We start from the raw sequence: 14716 nt of genomic DNA, 5'->3' as shown, positions 1-14716 counted from the left end.
CGCTCCGAACCGACGCCTATTCGGCCGCCGAGCGCCCACCGCCTGTAGTGATCGCCATCGTCGTCAGCCGGGCCGACAGGGCCTCGACGCACATCGGGGAGCAGCTGCTCGAGGTCGCGGAGTGGGACGAGCGCGTCGACGAGGACCGCCCGGACGAGGCGGGCGGCGGCACCTACTACCGCCGGCCGGGCTTCGAGCTCCGGGAGTTCGCGGAGCTCCACATCGAGCTCTCCGACCCGACGCCCGCCTTCGGCGGTCCCGACGAGGAACCGGACCTGCTGGCGTTCGTCTCCAGACACTCCGGCGAGACGGGCGCGCTCCTGACCGCCCACTTCACCGGCAACTTCGGCCCCGCGGAGTACGGCGGCCGGGACGGAGAGCTGGCCCGCGCCGCACCCGCGGCCCAGAAACGGCTGGTTGACGCCTTCGAGCGGCACGCGCCCGAGGGGTACGAGGTGGGCATCGAGGGGACCCACCACGGCCCGAGCGAGACCGCCGTCCCCTCGCTGTTCGTGGAGCTCGGCTCCGGCGACGCGCAGTGGGACGACCCGGACGGCGCCCGCGCGGTCGCGGAGGCGGTGCTGGACCTCGAGGGGACCGGGCCGGACCTCGTCGGCGCCGACGGCCGCCCGAGACACGTCGTCGGCTTCGGCGGCGGCCACTACACGCCGCGGTTCACGCGCATCGTCGCGGAGACCGCGTGGGCGGTCGGCCACGTCGGGGTCGACTGGCAGCTGGCGGAGCTCGGCGCGCCCGCGGCGAACCCCGACGTGATCGAGCGCGCGTTCGAGCGGAGCCGAGCGGACCTGGCGGTCGTGGACGGCGACCGGCCGGACCTGGTCGCGACCGTCGAGGACCTGGGCCACCGCGTCGTGAGCGAGACGTGGGTCCGCGAGGTCGGCGACCGCCCGCTCGCGCTGATCGCGGCGCTGGAGGACGCGGTCGGGTCGGTCGACGAGGGCCTGCGGTTCGGCGAGCGGTCGGTCCCGGTCGAGCGGGGCGACGAACCCGCCGCGGTCCGCGACCGGTTCGTGGTCCGGTCGCTGCCCGCGGCCCTGCTGGAGCGCGCGCAGGGCGTCGACGCGGACGCCGCTCGCGCCGCGGTCGAGGCGCACACGCTCGCGTTCGACTCGGAGCAGGCCGGCACTCGGGCCGCGGGGGACGCGGCGTTCGCCGACCCCGCGGACCGGGACGCCCTCGTCGCGGCCCTCGCGGACGTGCTCCGGGACGCGTACGCCGCGGTGTCCGTCGAGCCCGACGCGGTCGTCGCCCGCGAGGAGGCGTTCGACCCCTCGCTGGCGGCGAAACTCGGCGTGCCCGAGGGGCCGAAGTTCGGCCGCCTCGCGAGCGGCGAGGCGGTGTCCGTCGACGGTCGAGAGATACCGCCCGAGGAGGTTCGGCGGGAGCGCGAGGTCAAGTTCGAGCGCTGACCGCGGCGCGTCGACCGGGCTCGTCCGCCGATCCGGCCGCAAACGGTGTCAGACTCCCGTCCGACGCAGGGGGAAAGATAATTAGTCTCCCTCCAGTAAACGACTCCATAATGGATTCTATCGTTGACGACGCCATCGACGAAGCCGAGGACTCCGGCGCGGAGGAGTTCGACGGCGCCGGCGGCGGGGACGGGAGTACGGGCGGTGATGCCGGGACGGGCGCCGGGAGCGCGCCCCAGACCGGGATGATGACCGACGACGAGCTGGAGGACGTGTTACAGGACCTCCAGACGAACATCACCGTCGTCGGCTGCGGCGGCGCGGGCGGCAACACCGTCAACCGCATGATGGAGGAGGGGATCCACGGCGCGAAGCTCGTGGCCGCCAACACCGACGTCCAGCACCTCGTCAACATCGAGGCGGACACGAAGATCCTGATGGGCCAGCAGAAGACGCAGGGCCGCGGCGCCGGCTCGCTCCCGCAGGTGGGCGAGGAGGCCGCCATCGAGTCCCAGGAGGAGATCTCCGACGCCATTACCGGCTCCGACATGGTGTTCGTCACGGCGGGGCTCGGCGGCGGCACCGGCACCGGCTCCGCCCCCGTCGTCGCGAAGGCCGCCCGCGACTCGGGCGCGCTCACCATCTCCATCGTCACCACGCCCTTCACCGCGGAGGGGGAGGTCCGGCGGACCAACGCCGAGGCCGGCCTTGAGCGCCTCCGCGACGTGAGCGACACGGTCATCGTCGTCCCCAACGACCGCCTGCTCGACGCGGTCGGGAAGCTCCCCGTCCGGCAGGCGTTCAAGGTCTCCGACGAGGTGCTGATGCGGTCCGTGAAGGGGATCACCGAGCTGATCACCAAGCCGGGGCTCGTCAACCTCGACTTCGCCGACGTGCGCACCGTGATGGAGAAGGGCGGCGTGGCGATGATCGGGCTCGGCGAGTCCGACTCCGAGTCGAAGGCGCAGGACTCCGTGAAGTCCGCGCTCCGCTCGCCGCTCCTGGACGTGGACATCTCCGGCGCCAACTCCGCGCTCGTCAACGTCACCGGCGGACAGGACATGTCCATCGAGGAGGCGGAGGGCGTCGTCGAGGAGATCTACGACCGCATCGACCCCGACGCGCGCATCATCTGGGGGACCTCCGTCGACGAGGAGCTCGAGGGCGAGATGCGCACCATGATCGTGGTCACGGGCGTCGAGTCGCCCCAGATCTACGGCAACAACGACGCGCCCCAGCCCGCGGGCGCCGCGGGCGGAGCGTCCGGCTCCCCCGAGGGCAGCGTCGAGGACATCGACTACGTCGAGTAGTCGCGCGGGGGCGGCACGCGGCCGCGAGCGGTTTTTCGACTGCGGAACGGGAAGCCGCCAGCCGCGGCTCCGCGGTCTGTTGCCGGTTCGGTCGAACGGCGCCGTGACCGGGACCGTCGAAACGAGGGAACCTGGAGGCGGTCAGCGGGGACCACGGGGCGCGGCGATGCCCGACCGCGCCGCCACGGGAGAATGTGGGCCGAGGTGCTCGGGGGAGCGGACGAGGGTCGGCGCCCTACTCGAATTGCGCGACGGCCTGCTCGTAGCGGGCCGCGGGCTCGTCCCAGTCGACGACTTCGAAGAAGTTCTCGACGAACTCGCCGCGGGCCGGGCCGTAGTCGTGGTAGTAGGAGTGTTCCCAGACGTCCAGCGCCAGGACCGGGTGGCTGCCCCACAGCGCGCCCTGGTCGTGCTTGTCGACGACGACGTTCCGGAGCCGGTTGCTGAAGGAGTCGTAGACGAGGAGCGCCCAGCCGCCGGCGGCGGACGCGGCCGCCTCGAACTCGCCCTTCCACGCCTCGTAGGAGCCGAAGTCCTCGGCGATGCGGTCGGCGAGTTCGCCCTCGGGCTCGTCGCCGCCCTCGGGGGACATGTTCTGCCAGAACAGGTCGTGGAGGACGTGGCCGGAGCCGTTGTGCGTGACGTTCCGCAGCGCGCCCGCGGAGTCGGAGAAGTCGCCGTCCGCGCGGTTCTCCGCCAGCGTCTCCTCGGCCGCGTTCCAGCCGTTGACGTAGCCCTGATGGTGGGTGTCGTGGTGCCACGTGAGCACCTGCTCGGAGATGTGGGGTTCCAGCGCGTCGTACTCGTACGGCAGCGGATCGAGTTCGTAGTCGCTCATTGGATGCGTTTCGAGGAACGGGTGCCGCGAGTATGAACGTTCCCGGAAGCGCTTTTTTGTAGCAATTCTGGCCGTTCGGAAGCGCCTCTCGAACGACTCATGTGAGAGAATACGCGGGTTTCGCTCGATTCGTGACAGAAGGGAGTACGGTATTTGGTTCCGCGGTCGTGACGGTTAACCGCGGCCGCGACCTCCTCTGGAACATGACCAGCGACGACTCGGCGGCGAGCGGCGAGGCGACGGCGAGCGGCGGGGCGGGGTCCGAGAGCGGCTCCGGTTCGGAGGGGTCTGCGGGGCCCTTCCCGGGCGGCACGGTGCGGCACGGGACCGGCGTCACCTCCACGCGCGCGTTCCCGAGCGACGGCTATCCCGCGAACCTCGACCCGTTCGTGCTGTTCGAGCGCTTCTACATCGAACCGGACGAGGGGTTCCCCACTCACCCCCACAAGGGGTTCGAGATCGTCTCCTACATGATCGAGGGCGGGATGGACCACGAGGACTCGCTCGGCGTGAGAAACACCGCGCAGGCGGGCGAGGCGATGCGGATCACGACCGGTCGCGGCATCGAGCACTCGGAGTTCCCCGCGGGCGAGGGGGGCTGTAACGGGCTCCAGCTGTGGGTGAACCTCCCCCGCGAGGCGAAGGAGGCCGAACCGGACTACGCGGACGCGACTGCCGCGGAGCTCCCGACCGCGGAGACCGACGGGGCGACCGTCACGACGGTCGTCGGGGAGGGGTCGCCGCTGGAGCTCCGCACGCCGATGGAGTACCTCGACGCGCGGGTCGACGACGCGTGGACCTGGGAGCCGCCCGCCGACTGGGCGGGCTTCCTGTTCGGCGTCGCGGGTGAGGGAACCGTCGACGGGCGGGCGTTCGGGGTCGGCGATGTGCGCGTGCGCCCCGCGGAGGGCGGTCCGGTCGCGGTCGAGAGCGCGGACGGGCTCCGCCTCGTCGCGGTCGCGGGGCGTCCCCACGGCGAGCCGATCCGGCAGCGCGGCCCGTTCGTGCTGTAGACGGCGCGCGAGACTGGCGACGCCGGGCGGCCGCACACCACAATATAGAAAAAGGGCGACCGCCAACCGAGAACCAACATGGACGTTCCGTACGACCTCAACAGCTACATTCGGGTGCTGAAGCTGGCCAGCACGCCGAGCTCCGACGAGTTCCTGCAGGTCTCGAAGATCGCCGGCGCCGGCATCCTCCTGGTCGGCTTCCTCGGGTTTCTGATCTACGCGATCATGAGTCTCCTGCCGGGGGTCGGCGTCTGAGATGCCGATCTACTCAGTGAAGACCACCGCCAGCCAGGAGCGCACCGTCGCCGACATGCTGGCGGAAAAGGAGATGCCGGAGATCCACGCCGTGCTGGCGCCCGACCAGCTCACCAGCTACGTGATGGTCGAGGCCTCCGACGGCAGCGTGTTCGCGCGCGTCCTCGACGAGATCCCCCACGCCCGCGGCGTCATTCAGGGCCCCGACGGCCCCGCGGAGAGCGGGTTCTCCGAGGTCGAGCACTTCCTCTCGCCGACCCCGGACGTGGAGGGGATCGCCGAGGGCGACATCGTCGAGCTCATCGCCGGCCCGTTCAAGGGCGAGAAGGCGCGCGTCCAGCGCATCGACGAGGGGAAAGACCAGGTCACCGTCGAGCTGTACGAGGCGACCGTCCCCATCCCGGTCACGGTCCGCGGCGACCAGATCCGGGTACTCGACAGCGACGAGCGGTAGGCGCCGTCACAGCGCGTCGTCGTTGAGGCGGTCGACGACCGCCTGTAGGTCCGCGGCCGCCTCGACCTCCTCTTTCACCTGCTCGCGCTCGCGGACGGCGGCGGCGTCCGCGTCGTACGCGCGAACGTACTCCGCGCGGGTGTGCTCGTCGAACGCGTGCCGGATCGCGAAGTAGCCGTCCGGCACGATGGTCCCGCACACCTTGCACTCGTGGCGCTGGTGCTCGGTCGTCTGGTGGACGATCGCCGACTCGACGTCCTCGAAGGCGGCGTCACAGTCGCCGATCCCACACGTCCAGCGGGGCATGATGAACCGGTCTCCCGACACGGGTATAACCGTTTTCCCACGGTCGCGCCGCGGCGGGCCCCCGCCGACCCGACGCGCACGCCATCGGCCGCGGGCAACCGGGTCCCGGCGGCCGCGACTCGGCCGAGAGCGATACGCCTTTCCGGGGATCCGCCGAACACCCGCCCGTGTCACACACCGGGACCCGCGTCGACGCCCACGTGAAGGTGCTCGACGAGCACGTCGTCGCCCGCGCGAAGGCCCGCGGGATCGACGCGCTCGTGTACGCGCCCCACTTCGTCCGCCTCCCGGAGGTCCGTGCCCGCGCGGAGCGGTTCACGGACGACGAGCTGCTGGTGGTGCCGGGGCGCGAGGTGTTCACCGGCGACTGGCGGACCCGCCGCCACCTGCTCGCGATCGGGCTCGAGGAGCCGGTGCCGGACTTCATCACCTTCGAGGCGGCGCTCGCGGAGTTCGACCGACAGGACGCCGCGACGCTCGTCCCCCACCCCGAGTTCGCGAACGTCTCGCTCACCCGGCCGGAGATCGCGGCTCACGCCGACCGGATCGACGCCGCGGAGACGTACAACGCGAAGCTGCTGCCGCACCAGAACGCCCGGTCCCGGGACCTCACGCGGGACGTGGGGCTCCCCGGCTTCGCGTCCTCGTACGCGCACCTCCGCGGGACCGTCGGGGAGGCGTGGACCGCCTTCGAGGACGACCTCGCGACGCCCGCGGACGTGGTCGCCGCGTTCCGCACCGACGCGCCCCGGCGGGCAGTCCACCGGGAGGGGGCGGCCCACCGACTGCGCGGGCTCGCGGAGTTCGCCCACCTCGGGTACGAGAACACCTGGGAGAAGGTCGACCGCCTGTTCCTCTCGGGCGACGAGCCGACCCACCCGGACAGCGTCTTCTACGAGGGCCGGTTCGACGACGTGAGCGTGTACTGATACGGCGCGTTTTCTGTGTCTGTTGCTGATCCTGCTGTACTGGACAGCCCCGTCTAGAAAGCCCCAGCCGGCTCTCCCTCATACGGTTTTTCTGTATCTGTTGTCGATCCTGCTGCTCTGGACAGCACCACCCAGAACGCCCCAGCCGGCTCGACCGGCCGCGACACGCGCTGCGCTCCTCGCTCTCAGCTTGGCGAGACAAACCGCGTCTCGCGAGCCTCCAGCGTGCAGTGGCGCGCTGGAGACACAGCCCGCTGCGGTGCTTACGTCGTCGGGGCCGGATCGAGCCGACTGCCCCTTTCAGTCCTACCCACCGCCCCGCGACCGCAACCGCACAGCAGCCTCACACCTCCCCAGCCTCGGCCGCGGGCCCGGCGCGGACCACACCGCAGCGCGCCGGGCCCGCGGCCTCCCTCGCGCGGTCGCGGCGACACGCGTCGCGGTCGCCGCGGCGCGCGCCGACTGCACCGCACAGCACCGCAACCGCACGCCGGACGAACGCTTTTCGCGGATGCGGCGCGACTCCCGCCGTGAGTGCAGCCCGGTTCCTCCGTCCGGTGCGGATCGCGGTCCCGTCTCTCGATCGCTGGACGCGGCTCCGGGATCTCGGTCGGAACCGGCACGTCTCTGTCGGGGCGGAAGGTTTGTACGCACGGACGGACTGCCTGGGGGCATGGACATCGACGCCCTCGACACGCTCGGGCGGGTCCCGCACGGGGGGGTGAACGACCCGCACGTGCTGGACTTCAGCGCCAACACGAACCCCGAGTCGCCGCGAGGGACCGCGCCCGTCTACGACGCCGCCTTCTCCGCCTCCCGACGCTACCCGGCCGACGACTACTGGGAGTTCCGCGGGGCGGCGGCCGACTACGTCGGCTGCGAGGGGCCGCAGGTGATCCCCGCGGCCGGCGCGCTCGACGGCATGCGGCTGCTGTTCTCCGTGATGCTCTCGCCCGGCGACAGTGTCCTCCTCCCGCGCCCCTCGTTCTCGGAGTACGCCCACGAGGTCCGGCTGCAGGGCGCGACGCCGCGTTTCGTCGACCACGACGCGGTCCTCGACGCCGACCCGAGCGACCACGCGGTCGCGGTCGTCTGCAACCCGAACAACCCGACCGGCGAGGCCCACTCCACGGGACGGCTCCAGGCGTTCGCGCAGCGGTGCCGGGAGGCGAACACGACGCTTTTGCTCGACGAGGCGTTCCTCGATTTCACCGACCGCGCGAGCCTCGCCGGGGAGCCGGGCGTCGTGGTCGCCCGCTCGCTGACGAAGGTCTTCGGACTCCCCGGGCTCCGGGCCGGGTTCCTCGTGGCGACCGGCGACTGCCGCGACCGACTGGAGACCGCCCGCGTCTCCTGGGGCCTGTCGGTGCCGGCCGCGGCCGTCGCGGTCCACTGCCTCGACGACGAGGCGTTCGTCCTCGAGACCCGCGAGCGCGTCGAGCGGGAGCGCGAACGCATGCGCGAGCGGCTCGAGTCGCGCTTTTCGGTCTTCCCCTCGGACGCGCCGTTCCTCCTGTTCGACGTGGGGGACGACCGCGTGGACGACGTCCTCGACGAGGCCCGCGAGGCGGGGATCGCGCTGCGGGACGCCCGGAGCTTCCGGACGCTCGACAACCACGTCAGGACCGCCGTCCGCCGCCCGGCCGAGAACGACCGCCTGCTCGACGCGCTCGGGGTGTGAGGTGGCGGGCGCCGACTCCCCGACGGGCGCGGACGACGCGGGCGTCTTCGACGCGACCGTCCGCGACGGCGTCTGTCGGCTCGCCTGCCCCGGCTTCCGCGTCCTCTCCACGGGGTTCGACGGCGGCGTCCGCGACGCCGACGCGGTCCACAACGTCACCGTTCCCGAGGGCTGGGACGACGGGGGGCGCCGGGACCTCGCCGCGTACGTCGACGAGCGCGTCGCCGCGGCCGGCTTTCCCGAGCGCCCCGACGCGCCCGCGCTGTTGACCGGCGTCGACCAGACGCACGCCCGTAGCGCCCGGATCGGACCCGTCGAGGTCGTCGCGACCGCCGGGCTCTCGAACCCCGCCGCGCTCCCGGTCGACGGCGCTGTCTCCGCCCGAGCGCCCCCTTCCGTGGGCGACCCCGACACCGCCCCTCGCCACGACGGGACGGTGAACCTCGTCGTCGGGACGACGCGTGACCTCGAACCGGGCGCGCTCGCGAACCTGGTTGCGGTCGCCGCCGCGGCCAAGGCCGCCACGCTGCTTTCCGCGGCGGGCGTTCCGGACACGACCTCCGACGCCGTCGTCGTCGCCAGCGACCCCGCCGGCGACCCGGCCGCCTTCTCCGGCGCGGCGACCGCCGTGGGGGCCGCCGCGCGCGCCTGCGTCCGCGACGCGGTGCTGGCGTCGCTCCGGTCGCGGTACGGGCCCGAAACCGACGCCTCGATCCCCGACTCCGTCGGCGACGCGGCTTACGGCGTGACGACCGACGAACGGGCGGCGGTGTCGCCACTCGAAGCGGGCGACACGGAGCACTGATCGAGAACGGGGCCGAGGCCGAGCCGACGGGAGGGGACTACGCCTCCGCGAACGCCTCGCGCGCCGCGTCGAGGAACTGGTTCGGGAACTCGACGTGCGGGAGGAGCTTCGCCCGGTCGAACACGACGAGCCGGGCGTCCGAGTCCTCCGCCAGGTCGCGGCCATCCGAGAGCGGCGACACGTCCGCCTCGCGCCCCCAGACGATCGTCGTCGGAACGCCGGCGGCCGCGAGTTCGGCGAGCTCCGCGCCGAGGTCGACCTCGGAGTTGAGGTAGCCGGAGACGAACGACGCGGCCGCGTAGCGCGCGCCCGGGACGTGGCTCGTCCGCCACTCGAAGTCGGTCCACTCCGCGGTCGCGTTTGCGGGGTCCGCGTAGGCGTGGTCGGCGTTGAAGTACCGGATCGCGGGCTTGGAGGTGATCAGGTTGAACAGCGCCTCGCCGGCGACGGGCGACCGGATCAGTTCGCGGAGCCACGGCTTCGGCGGCGAGGGACCGGCGGTCGTCGTGGGACAGACCAACAGGAGTCCGGAGACCGGGACGCCGGCGGCCGCGTCGTCGGTCCCGCCCGCGGGCGTCGCGCCCGCCACGACGTAGGCGGCCGACAGCGAGGAGGCGACGACGCGCGGCGCGTCGTAGCGGGCGAGGAAGTCGCGAACGAAGTCCTCGTACAGCGCCGCGGAGTAGCGCAGCGCCGGCCGGTCCGAGCGGCCGTATCCCGGTAGGTCGGGCGCGACCACGTGGTGGTCGGCGGTGAGGTCGCCGAACACCTCGCGCCACTCGCCCGCGCTGCCGGCGGCGTTGACGCCGTGGAACAGCACCAGCGTCGGGTCGTCGGGGTCGCCCGCCTCGGTGTAGGCCACATCCATCCCGCGCCATCGGAACGTCTCCCGGTCGCCCGGCAACGGCGGCTCGGGGGGCTCGTCCGCGCGGAGGCGGCCGTTCAGCCCGACGACGGCACCCGCGCCGACCGCGGCGGCGCTCGCGAGAGTCCTGAGCTTCATGCAAACCTGTTGTGTCGCGGACGACTTATACCCGCGGTCCACGCCCCGCGGCGAGTGCGGGCGTCACCCTCCGGCGTCCGCCCTCCGACTCAGTCCTCGCGCCGCTCGCGAACGCACTCCGCGATCGGTGCGACGAGTTCGTCGGCGACGGTGTAGGGGTCCGTCTCGCGGGCCAGCACGCGGTCGGCGAGCGCGTCGATCCCGCCGCGGTCGGCGATGGCCGCCTCCGCGAGTTCGCCGACGTCGTTGCGGACGAGCGCCCGGATCTCGGTGGCGTAGCGCTGGCGGGCTTTCGCTTCCAGCCGCCCCGACTCCTCCAGGTACGCCCTGTGAGCGTCCAGCGCGTCGATGAGGTCGTCGACCCCCTCGCCCTCGGTCGCCACCGTCTCGATCACGGTCGGCTCCCACGCCTCCTCGTCGGGGGACTCGCCGCTCTCGTCACCGTCCTCCGCGTCCGGGTGTTCGGGGACGTCGAAGCCGTGGTGACCCGTGTCCAGCCCCTTCGTCGGGCTCTCGCGCATGTGGAGCATCTCCTCCAGTTCCGCGACGGTGCGCGTCGCGCCGTCCATGTCGGCCTTGTTAACGACGAACACGTCGCCGATCTCGAGGATGCCCGCCTTCAGCATCTGCACGTCGTCGCCGGAGCCGGGCTGGACCAGCACCGCGACGGTGTCGGCGGTCTTGACCACGTCGACCTCGTTCTGGCCGGCGCCGACCGTCTCGACGATGATCCGGTCCTTGCCGAACGCGTCGAGGGCCTTCACCGCGTCCGCGGTCGCCGTCGAGAGGCCGCCGAGCTGGCCGCGGGCGCTCATCGACCGGAAGAACACGTCCATGTCGCCGACGTTCGAGGCCATCCGGATGCGGTCGCCCAGCACCGCGCCGCCGGTGTACGGTGAGGAGGGGTCCACCGCGATGATCCCTACCGTCAGCCCGGCGTCGCGGTAGCGACGCGCGAGCTTGTCCACGAGCGTCGACTTGCCGGCGCCGGGCGAACCCGTGACGCCGATCACCTCGGCGTCGCCGGTGTGCGCGTGGAGGTCCGAGACGATCTCCCGGTAGCCGGGCGAGCGGTCCTCGATCTTCGAGATGACGCGCGCGAGCGCCCGGTGGCGCCCCTCGAGCAGCTCCGCGACGAGGTCGCGCTCCTCCGCGGCACTCACCGCGCCACCTCCGAGTCTCCCCGCTCCATGCTCAGTCCCGCTCCGGGACGTTCGCCCGGACGAACTCGATGGTCTCCTCCATCGGCGTCCCGGGGCCGAACACCTCCGCGACGCCGAGCTCTTTCAGCTCCGTCTCGTCGTCGTCCGGGATGATCCCGCCGACGAGGATGAGGGTGTCCTCGAAGGCGCCGTACTCCTTGAGCCCCTCGATGACCTTCGGGACGAGGGTGTTGTGCGCGCCCGAGAGGATGGAGATCCCGAGCACGTCCACGTCCTCTTGCACGGCCGCCTGCACGATCTCGTCCGGCGCCCGGTGGAGCCCCGAGTAGATGACCTCGAAGCCGGCGTCCCGGAACGCCCGCGCGATGACGTGCGCGCCGCGGTCGTGGCCGTCGAGGCCGACCTTCGCGACGAGACACCGGATCGTCCGCCCTTCCTGTTCCGCGCTCATACACCCGGATTCGCGCAGGGGCGGTTTGACTCTAACGGAAGTTCGGGCAGAATATCCCCGCAGCGGAAACGCCCGCGCCGCCCGACGCCGTCAGACCGGAGGGCCGTGACGGTGCTGTGGCGGTTCTTGGGGATACGATGCGGTGCTGTGCAGTCGGCGCGCGCGAGGCACGCGTGCGAGGGAGGCGGCGGCGCGGCCGCCTGCGGTGTGGTTTCGCGGCCGCGCCGCCGCCGAGGCTGGGGAGGTGCGAGGCTGCTGAGCGGTCGCGGGGCTGTGCGGGGCGGTGCGGTTGCGGCGCTGTGCGGGGCGGTGCTGTTCGGGGCGGTGCGGTTGCGGTGCTGTTCGGGGCGGTGCGGTTGCGGCGCTGTGCGGGGCGGTGCTGTTCGGGGCGGTGCGGTTGCGGTGCTGTTCGGGGCGGTGCGGTTGCGGTGCTGTTCGGGGCGGTGCGGTTGCGGCGCTGTGCGGGGCGGTGCGGTTGCGGCGCTGTGCGGGGCGGGGATTTCTGAGTGTTGCCGGTCCGAGCAGCAGGATTTGTAACGGACACGACACCCACGCGATCGGACCGAACTCGTCACCGCCCAGTCAGAAGCCCCGAAAGCGTTCGCGGAGCACGATGGCCCGACCGACCGCGGGATGGCGACTTTCGAAACGTCCACCGAGGCGGGCGAGAACCCACCGTCCGTCACGCATCTGTGCGTGATCGATCGGGAACGTCACGCGTATCGCCGGACAGATAATGATAATTGTCGTACGTGTCGGAGAGACTTATGAGTCCGGAGGACCGACGATGAGTCAAGACGCGCCCCGGTCACGGGCGCGGGGAGACAGAAAGGATGGCGAACGCACAGCAGGCGAGGACGGACGGGATGGCGAGCGAGCGCGGCGGCCGGTCGGGGCCGGGCGCCGGGAGCGAGAGGGCCGACGCCGCCGACGGAGCCCCGGGCGCCGCGGCGGAGACGCCCGCGGTCGGAGGCCTCTTCGACCGCGTGCTGGTCGTCGTGGACGAGGGCGCGGCGGGCCGGGCGGCCGCGGAGACGGCGGTCCGGCTGGCGGCGACCCACGGCGCGGCGGTCGACGCGCTCTACGTCGTGGACATGGTCCACGGCTGGGACGTGGAGGTCGAGCGGCGCGAGGCGGCCGGCGAGGCGGCCGTCGAGGAGGCCGCGGACCGCGGCGCCGCGGTCGGCGTCGACGTCGAGCCGCGGTTCCGCTACGGCCACGCCCACGAGGAGGTGCTCGACTTCGCGGCCGCCCACGACAGCGACCTGATCGTGCTCGGCTCCGCGCGCCGGACGGGTGTCGACCGCCTGCTTCACCCGGAGACGCTCCCCTCGCGGATCCAGCGCGGCGCGGACGTGCCCGTGCTGACGGTCGGGCCGGACGAGGCCTGACGGTCGCGTCCCCGATGGCGACCGGTGCGGCTCCGTTTCTCGCCCGCGTTCGACGCCTACAGCGTCAGGAACAGTAGGTACGGCACGAGGAACAGAACCACCAGTATCGCGGCGAGGATCAGGCCGTAGCCGGCGCCGACGCCCGCGACCGCGCGGAACGCGTCGCCGTCGAGCGCGTCGAGGTCCATGTCCGGACCTCCGCGCCGGCGGTCTTAAAACGGTCGGGAGGTCGCCGCCCCGTCAGGGGAGCAGGCTGGCGCCGTCGAAGGCGGTCCGCTCGAAGTCGATGTCCATCAGTTCGAGGATGGTGGGCGCCACGTCGAGCAGGTCCGCGTCGTCGATCGGGATCCCCGGTTCGTCGACGAACAGCGCCGGGTCGTCGAAGGTGTGCATCCCGTTTCTGGGACCGGTGTCGTCGAACACCGCGTCGTGGGAGCCCTTGAAGCCGGCCTTGAGGTCGAAGCCGTCGTTGGGGATCGCGACCAGATCCGGTGCGATGGCGTCGTGGTCGCCGCGGAACGCGGTCTCCTTCTCGACGACGCGGTCGACGACCGGCCGCCCGTTCGGTCCCTCCAGCGCCTCCAGGTCGGCGCGCAACTCGGCGCGCACGTCCTCGTACTCCGACTCGGGGACCGACCCGCGGGGCTCGCGGCCCTCCAGGTTCACGTAGAACCGGCCGGGGACGAACGCGTACGCCCGCGTGTCGTCGTCGATGTCGCTCAACTCGGCGTGGTCGTCGTCCGCGTAGGAGAGCCACCCCTCGCGTTCGAGCCACTCGTTACAGTGGACCTCGTAGTCGAGCGTGGTGAAGCCGTGGTCGGCCGCGACGACGAGCGTCGTGTCCGAGGGGAGCTCCTCCCGGATCTCGCCGATGCACTCGTCGAGCCGGCTGTAGAAGGCGAGGAACTCCTCGCGGTAGCGGCCGCCGGTCGCGTAGTCCTCCCAGAGGAAGTGATTGACGCGGTCCGTCGTCATGTAGACGCCGAAAAAGAGGTCCCAGTCGTCCTCCTCGATGTAGTGGCGGAACGCCTCCTGTCGGCGGTCGAGCGTCGTGTGCGCGTGCTCGAGGAAGTCGGCCTTGTCGTCCCTGTGGCCGAGCTTGGCGTTCACGTCGATCCGGTAGCCGGACTCGGAGAGCCGCTCCCGCAGCTCCTCGGGGTGGGCCGCCTTGTCGACGCCCGGGGAGAGGAACCCCGAGACCATGCGCTGGACGTTGCGCTGTGGCGGGAAGGTGACGGGAACGTTGAAGACGGAGGCGTTCCGGCCCTCGTCGGTGACTCGGTCCCAGACGCGCTCCCGCTGTACGTCACGGCCCATCGGAACGTACGTGTCGTACGACCCCGTCTCCCGGTCCTGAAACCCGTAGACGCCGGTCTCCCCCGGGTTCGCGCCGGTGGTGAGCGCGGGCCAGCACGCGCTCGACTCGGGGGGGACGATGCTGTCGATGGCCCCGGCGGAGCCCGCCGCCGCGATCTCGGTGAGGTTCGGGAACGTCTCCGGGTTCTCCGCGACGAGGTCGTAGGGGACCCCGTCGATGCCGAGGAACGCGACTCGGGGATCGTCTGTCCCGCGTAGCCGATCGAACAGACCCATGGTGGCCATTCCGCGGTAAGGGGTAAAAAGGTAGAGATTCACGCGGGCGGAGTCCGGAGCCGCCGGCACGCCCAAATACCGGCCCCTGCTATGG

At 72.0% G+C, this 14716-nt stretch carries 16 protein-coding genes; 9 read left to right on the top strand and 7 right to left on the bottom strand.

Features of this window, described 5'->3' with window-relative positions; translation table 11 throughout:
• Nucleotides 1-47 precede the first annotated feature (47 nt).
• Together ACQE3L_RS03820 and ftsZ are read left to right on the top strand one after the other, a co-directional pair.
• Nucleotides 48-1430, top strand: a complete 1383-nt coding sequence (locus tag ACQE3L_RS03820) for a D-aminoacyl-tRNA deacylase (protein ID WP_426962468.1) — start codon at nt 48-50, stop codon at nt 1428-1430.
• Nucleotides 1431-1540: 110 nt separating this feature from the next.
• On the top strand, nt 1541-2740 hold the full coding sequence (gene ftsZ, locus ACQE3L_RS03815) for a cell division protein FtsZ (protein WP_426962467.1): 1200 nt from the start codon (nt 1541-1543) through the stop codon (nt 2738-2740).
• A 235-nt stretch (nt 2741-2975) separates the two neighbouring features.
• On the opposite strand, the gene sod is transcribed toward ftsZ, so the two are convergent.
• Nucleotides 2976-3578: a superoxide dismutase gene (sod, locus tag ACQE3L_RS03810; RefSeq protein WP_426962466.1), complete on the bottom strand. Its 603-nt coding sequence runs from the start codon at nt 3576-3578 to the stop codon at nt 2976-2978.
• A gap of 203 nt (nt 3579-3781) precedes the next feature.
• Between sod and ACQE3L_RS03805 the strand changes: the two genes are divergently transcribed.
• The 3 genes from ACQE3L_RS03805 to ACQE3L_RS03795 all read left to right on the top strand — a co-directional run bounded on the left by ACQE3L_RS03805 (nt 3782) and on the right by ACQE3L_RS03795 (nt 5300).
• Nucleotides 3782-4591, top strand: a complete 810-nt coding sequence (locus ACQE3L_RS03805; RefSeq protein ID WP_426962465.1) for a pirin family protein — start codon at nt 3782-3784, stop codon at nt 4589-4591.
• A 78-nt stretch (nt 4592-4669) separates the two neighbouring features.
• On the top strand, nt 4670-4846 hold the full coding sequence (locus ACQE3L_RS03800) for a protein translocase SEC61 complex subunit gamma (RefSeq protein ID WP_058367193.1): 177 nt from the start codon (nt 4670-4672) through the stop codon (nt 4844-4846).
• A 1-nt stretch (nt 4847) separates the two neighbouring features.
• Nucleotides 4848-5300: a transcription elongation factor Spt5 gene (locus ACQE3L_RS03795; protein WP_058367194.1), complete on the top strand. Its 453-nt coding sequence runs from the start codon at nt 4848-4850 to the stop codon at nt 5298-5300.
• Nucleotides 5301-5306: 6 nt separating this feature from the next.
• On the opposite strand, the gene ACQE3L_RS03790 is transcribed toward ACQE3L_RS03795, so the two are convergent.
• Complete coding sequence (locus ACQE3L_RS03790) at nt 5307-5606, bottom strand: DUF7565 family protein (RefSeq protein WP_058367195.1); 300 nt, start codon at nt 5604-5606, stop codon at nt 5307-5309.
• Nucleotides 5607-5773: 167 nt separating this feature from the next.
• On the opposite strand from ACQE3L_RS03790, the gene ACQE3L_RS03785 reads away from it, so the two are divergent.
• The 3 genes from ACQE3L_RS03785 (at nt 5774) to ACQE3L_RS03775 (ending at nt 9021) form a co-directional block, all read left to right on the top strand.
• Entirely contained in the window at nt 5774-6535 is a 762-nt protein-coding gene (locus ACQE3L_RS03785; protein ID WP_426962464.1) for a PHP-associated domain-containing protein, read from the top strand.
• 673 nt (nt 6536-7208) lie between these two features.
• Complete coding sequence (locus tag ACQE3L_RS03780; RefSeq protein ID WP_426962463.1) at nt 7209-8216, top strand: aminotransferase class I/II-fold pyridoxal phosphate-dependent enzyme; 1008 nt, start codon at nt 7209-7211, stop codon at nt 8214-8216.
• A 1-nt stretch (nt 8217) separates the two neighbouring features.
• Nucleotides 8218-9021 carry an adenosylcobinamide amidohydrolase gene (locus ACQE3L_RS03775; protein ID WP_426962462.1) on the top strand — a complete coding sequence of 268 codons (804 nt, stop codon included), beginning with the start codon at nt 8218-8220 and terminating at the stop codon, nt 9019-9021.
• Between the two features lie 37 nt (nt 9022-9058).
• Here ACQE3L_RS03775 and ACQE3L_RS03770 read toward each other — a convergent pair whose 3' ends face one another.
• The 3 genes from ACQE3L_RS03770 to ACQE3L_RS03760 all read right to left on the bottom strand — a co-directional run bounded on the left by ACQE3L_RS03770 (nt 9059) and on the right by ACQE3L_RS03760 (nt 11638).
• A complete protein-coding gene (locus ACQE3L_RS03770) occupies nt 9059-10024 on the bottom strand; it encodes an alpha/beta fold hydrolase (RefSeq protein ID WP_426962461.1) in 966 nt (321 codons plus the stop codon).
• Between the two features lie 89 nt (nt 10025-10113).
• Nucleotides 10114-11187, bottom strand: a complete 1074-nt coding sequence (gene meaB, locus ACQE3L_RS03765; protein WP_426962460.1) for a methylmalonyl Co-A mutase-associated GTPase MeaB — start codon at nt 11185-11187, stop codon at nt 10114-10116.
• A 31-nt stretch (nt 11188-11218) separates the two neighbouring features.
• Nucleotides 11219-11638, bottom strand: a complete 420-nt coding sequence (locus ACQE3L_RS03760; RefSeq protein ID WP_426962459.1) for a cobalamin B12-binding domain-containing protein — start codon at nt 11636-11638, stop codon at nt 11219-11221.
• Between the two features lie 833 nt (nt 11639-12471).
• Here ACQE3L_RS03760 and ACQE3L_RS03755 point away from each other — a divergent pair.
• The gene (locus tag ACQE3L_RS03755; RefSeq protein WP_426962458.1) at nt 12472-13029 is read left to right on the top strand and encodes a universal stress protein; all 558 of its coding nucleotides are present in this window, start codon (nt 12472-12474) and stop codon (nt 13027-13029) included.
• Nucleotides 13030-13085: 56 nt separating this feature from the next.
• On the opposite strand, the gene ACQE3L_RS03750 is transcribed toward ACQE3L_RS03755, so the two are convergent.
• Both ACQE3L_RS03750 and ACQE3L_RS03745 read right to left on the bottom strand, forming a co-directional pair.
• Nucleotides 13086-13217 (bottom strand): hypothetical protein, encoded by a 132-nt coding sequence (locus tag ACQE3L_RS03750; protein ID WP_426962457.1) that lies wholly within the window; start codon nt 13215-13217, stop codon nt 13086-13088.
• Between the two features lie 52 nt (nt 13218-13269).
• Entirely contained in the window at nt 13270-14622 is a 1353-nt protein-coding gene (locus ACQE3L_RS03745) for an alkaline phosphatase family protein (RefSeq protein ID WP_426962456.1), read from the bottom strand.
• Between the last annotated feature and the right edge of the window lie 94 nt (nt 14623-14716).

The organism is Haloparvum alkalitolerans (genome assembly GCF_050122995.1).
GTDB lineage: Archaea > Halobacteriota > Halobacteria > Halobacteriales > Haloferacaceae > Haloparvum > Haloparvum alkalitolerans.
Note: the sequence above shows the minus strand (reverse complement) of the source record. Positions and strands in the feature narration are given on the sequence as shown.

What these genes read in the sequence shown, in the direction of transcription:
- ftsZ (WP_426962467.1), top strand. Translation starts at nt 1,541, where the DNA reads ATGGATTCTATCGTTGACGACGCCATCGACGAAGCCGAGGACTCCGGC.
- sod (WP_426962466.1), bottom strand. Translation starts at nt 3,578, where the DNA reads ATGAGCGACTACGAACTCGATCCGCTGCCGTACGAGTACGACGCGCTG.
- ACQE3L_RS03805 (WP_426962465.1), top strand. Translation starts at nt 3,782, where the DNA reads ATGACCAGCGACGACTCGGCGGCGAGCGGCGAGGCGACGGCGAGCGGC.
- ACQE3L_RS03800 (WP_058367193.1), top strand. Translation starts at nt 4,670, where the DNA reads ATGGACGTTCCGTACGACCTCAACAGCTACATTCGGGTGCTGAAGCTG.
- ACQE3L_RS03795 (WP_058367194.1), top strand. Translation starts at nt 4,848, where the DNA reads ATGCCGATCTACTCAGTGAAGACCACCGCCAGCCAGGAGCGCACCGTC.
- ACQE3L_RS03790 (WP_058367195.1), bottom strand. Translation starts at nt 5,606, where the DNA reads ATGCCCCGCTGGACGTGTGGGATCGGCGACTGTGACGCCGCCTTCGAG.
- ACQE3L_RS03780 (WP_426962463.1), top strand. Translation starts at nt 7,209, where the DNA reads ATGGACATCGACGCCCTCGACACGCTCGGGCGGGTCCCGCACGGGGGG.
- ACQE3L_RS03770 (WP_426962461.1), bottom strand. Translation starts at nt 10,024, where the DNA reads ATGAAGCTCAGGACTCTCGCGAGCGCCGCCGCGGTCGGCGCGGGTGCC.
- ACQE3L_RS03760 (WP_426962459.1), bottom strand. Translation starts at nt 11,638, where the DNA reads ATGAGCGCGGAACAGGAAGGGCGGACGATCCGGTGTCTCGTCGCGAAG.
- ACQE3L_RS03755 (WP_426962458.1), top strand. Translation starts at nt 12,472, where the DNA reads ATGGCGAACGCACAGCAGGCGAGGACGGACGGGATGGCGAGCGAGCGC.
- ACQE3L_RS03750 (WP_426962457.1), bottom strand. Translation starts at nt 13,217, where the DNA reads ATGGACCTCGACGCGCTCGACGGCGACGCGTTCCGCGCGGTCGCGGGC.
- ACQE3L_RS03745 (WP_426962456.1), bottom strand. Translation starts at nt 14,622, where the DNA reads ATGGGTCTGTTCGATCGGCTACGCGGGACAGACGATCCCCGAGTCGCG.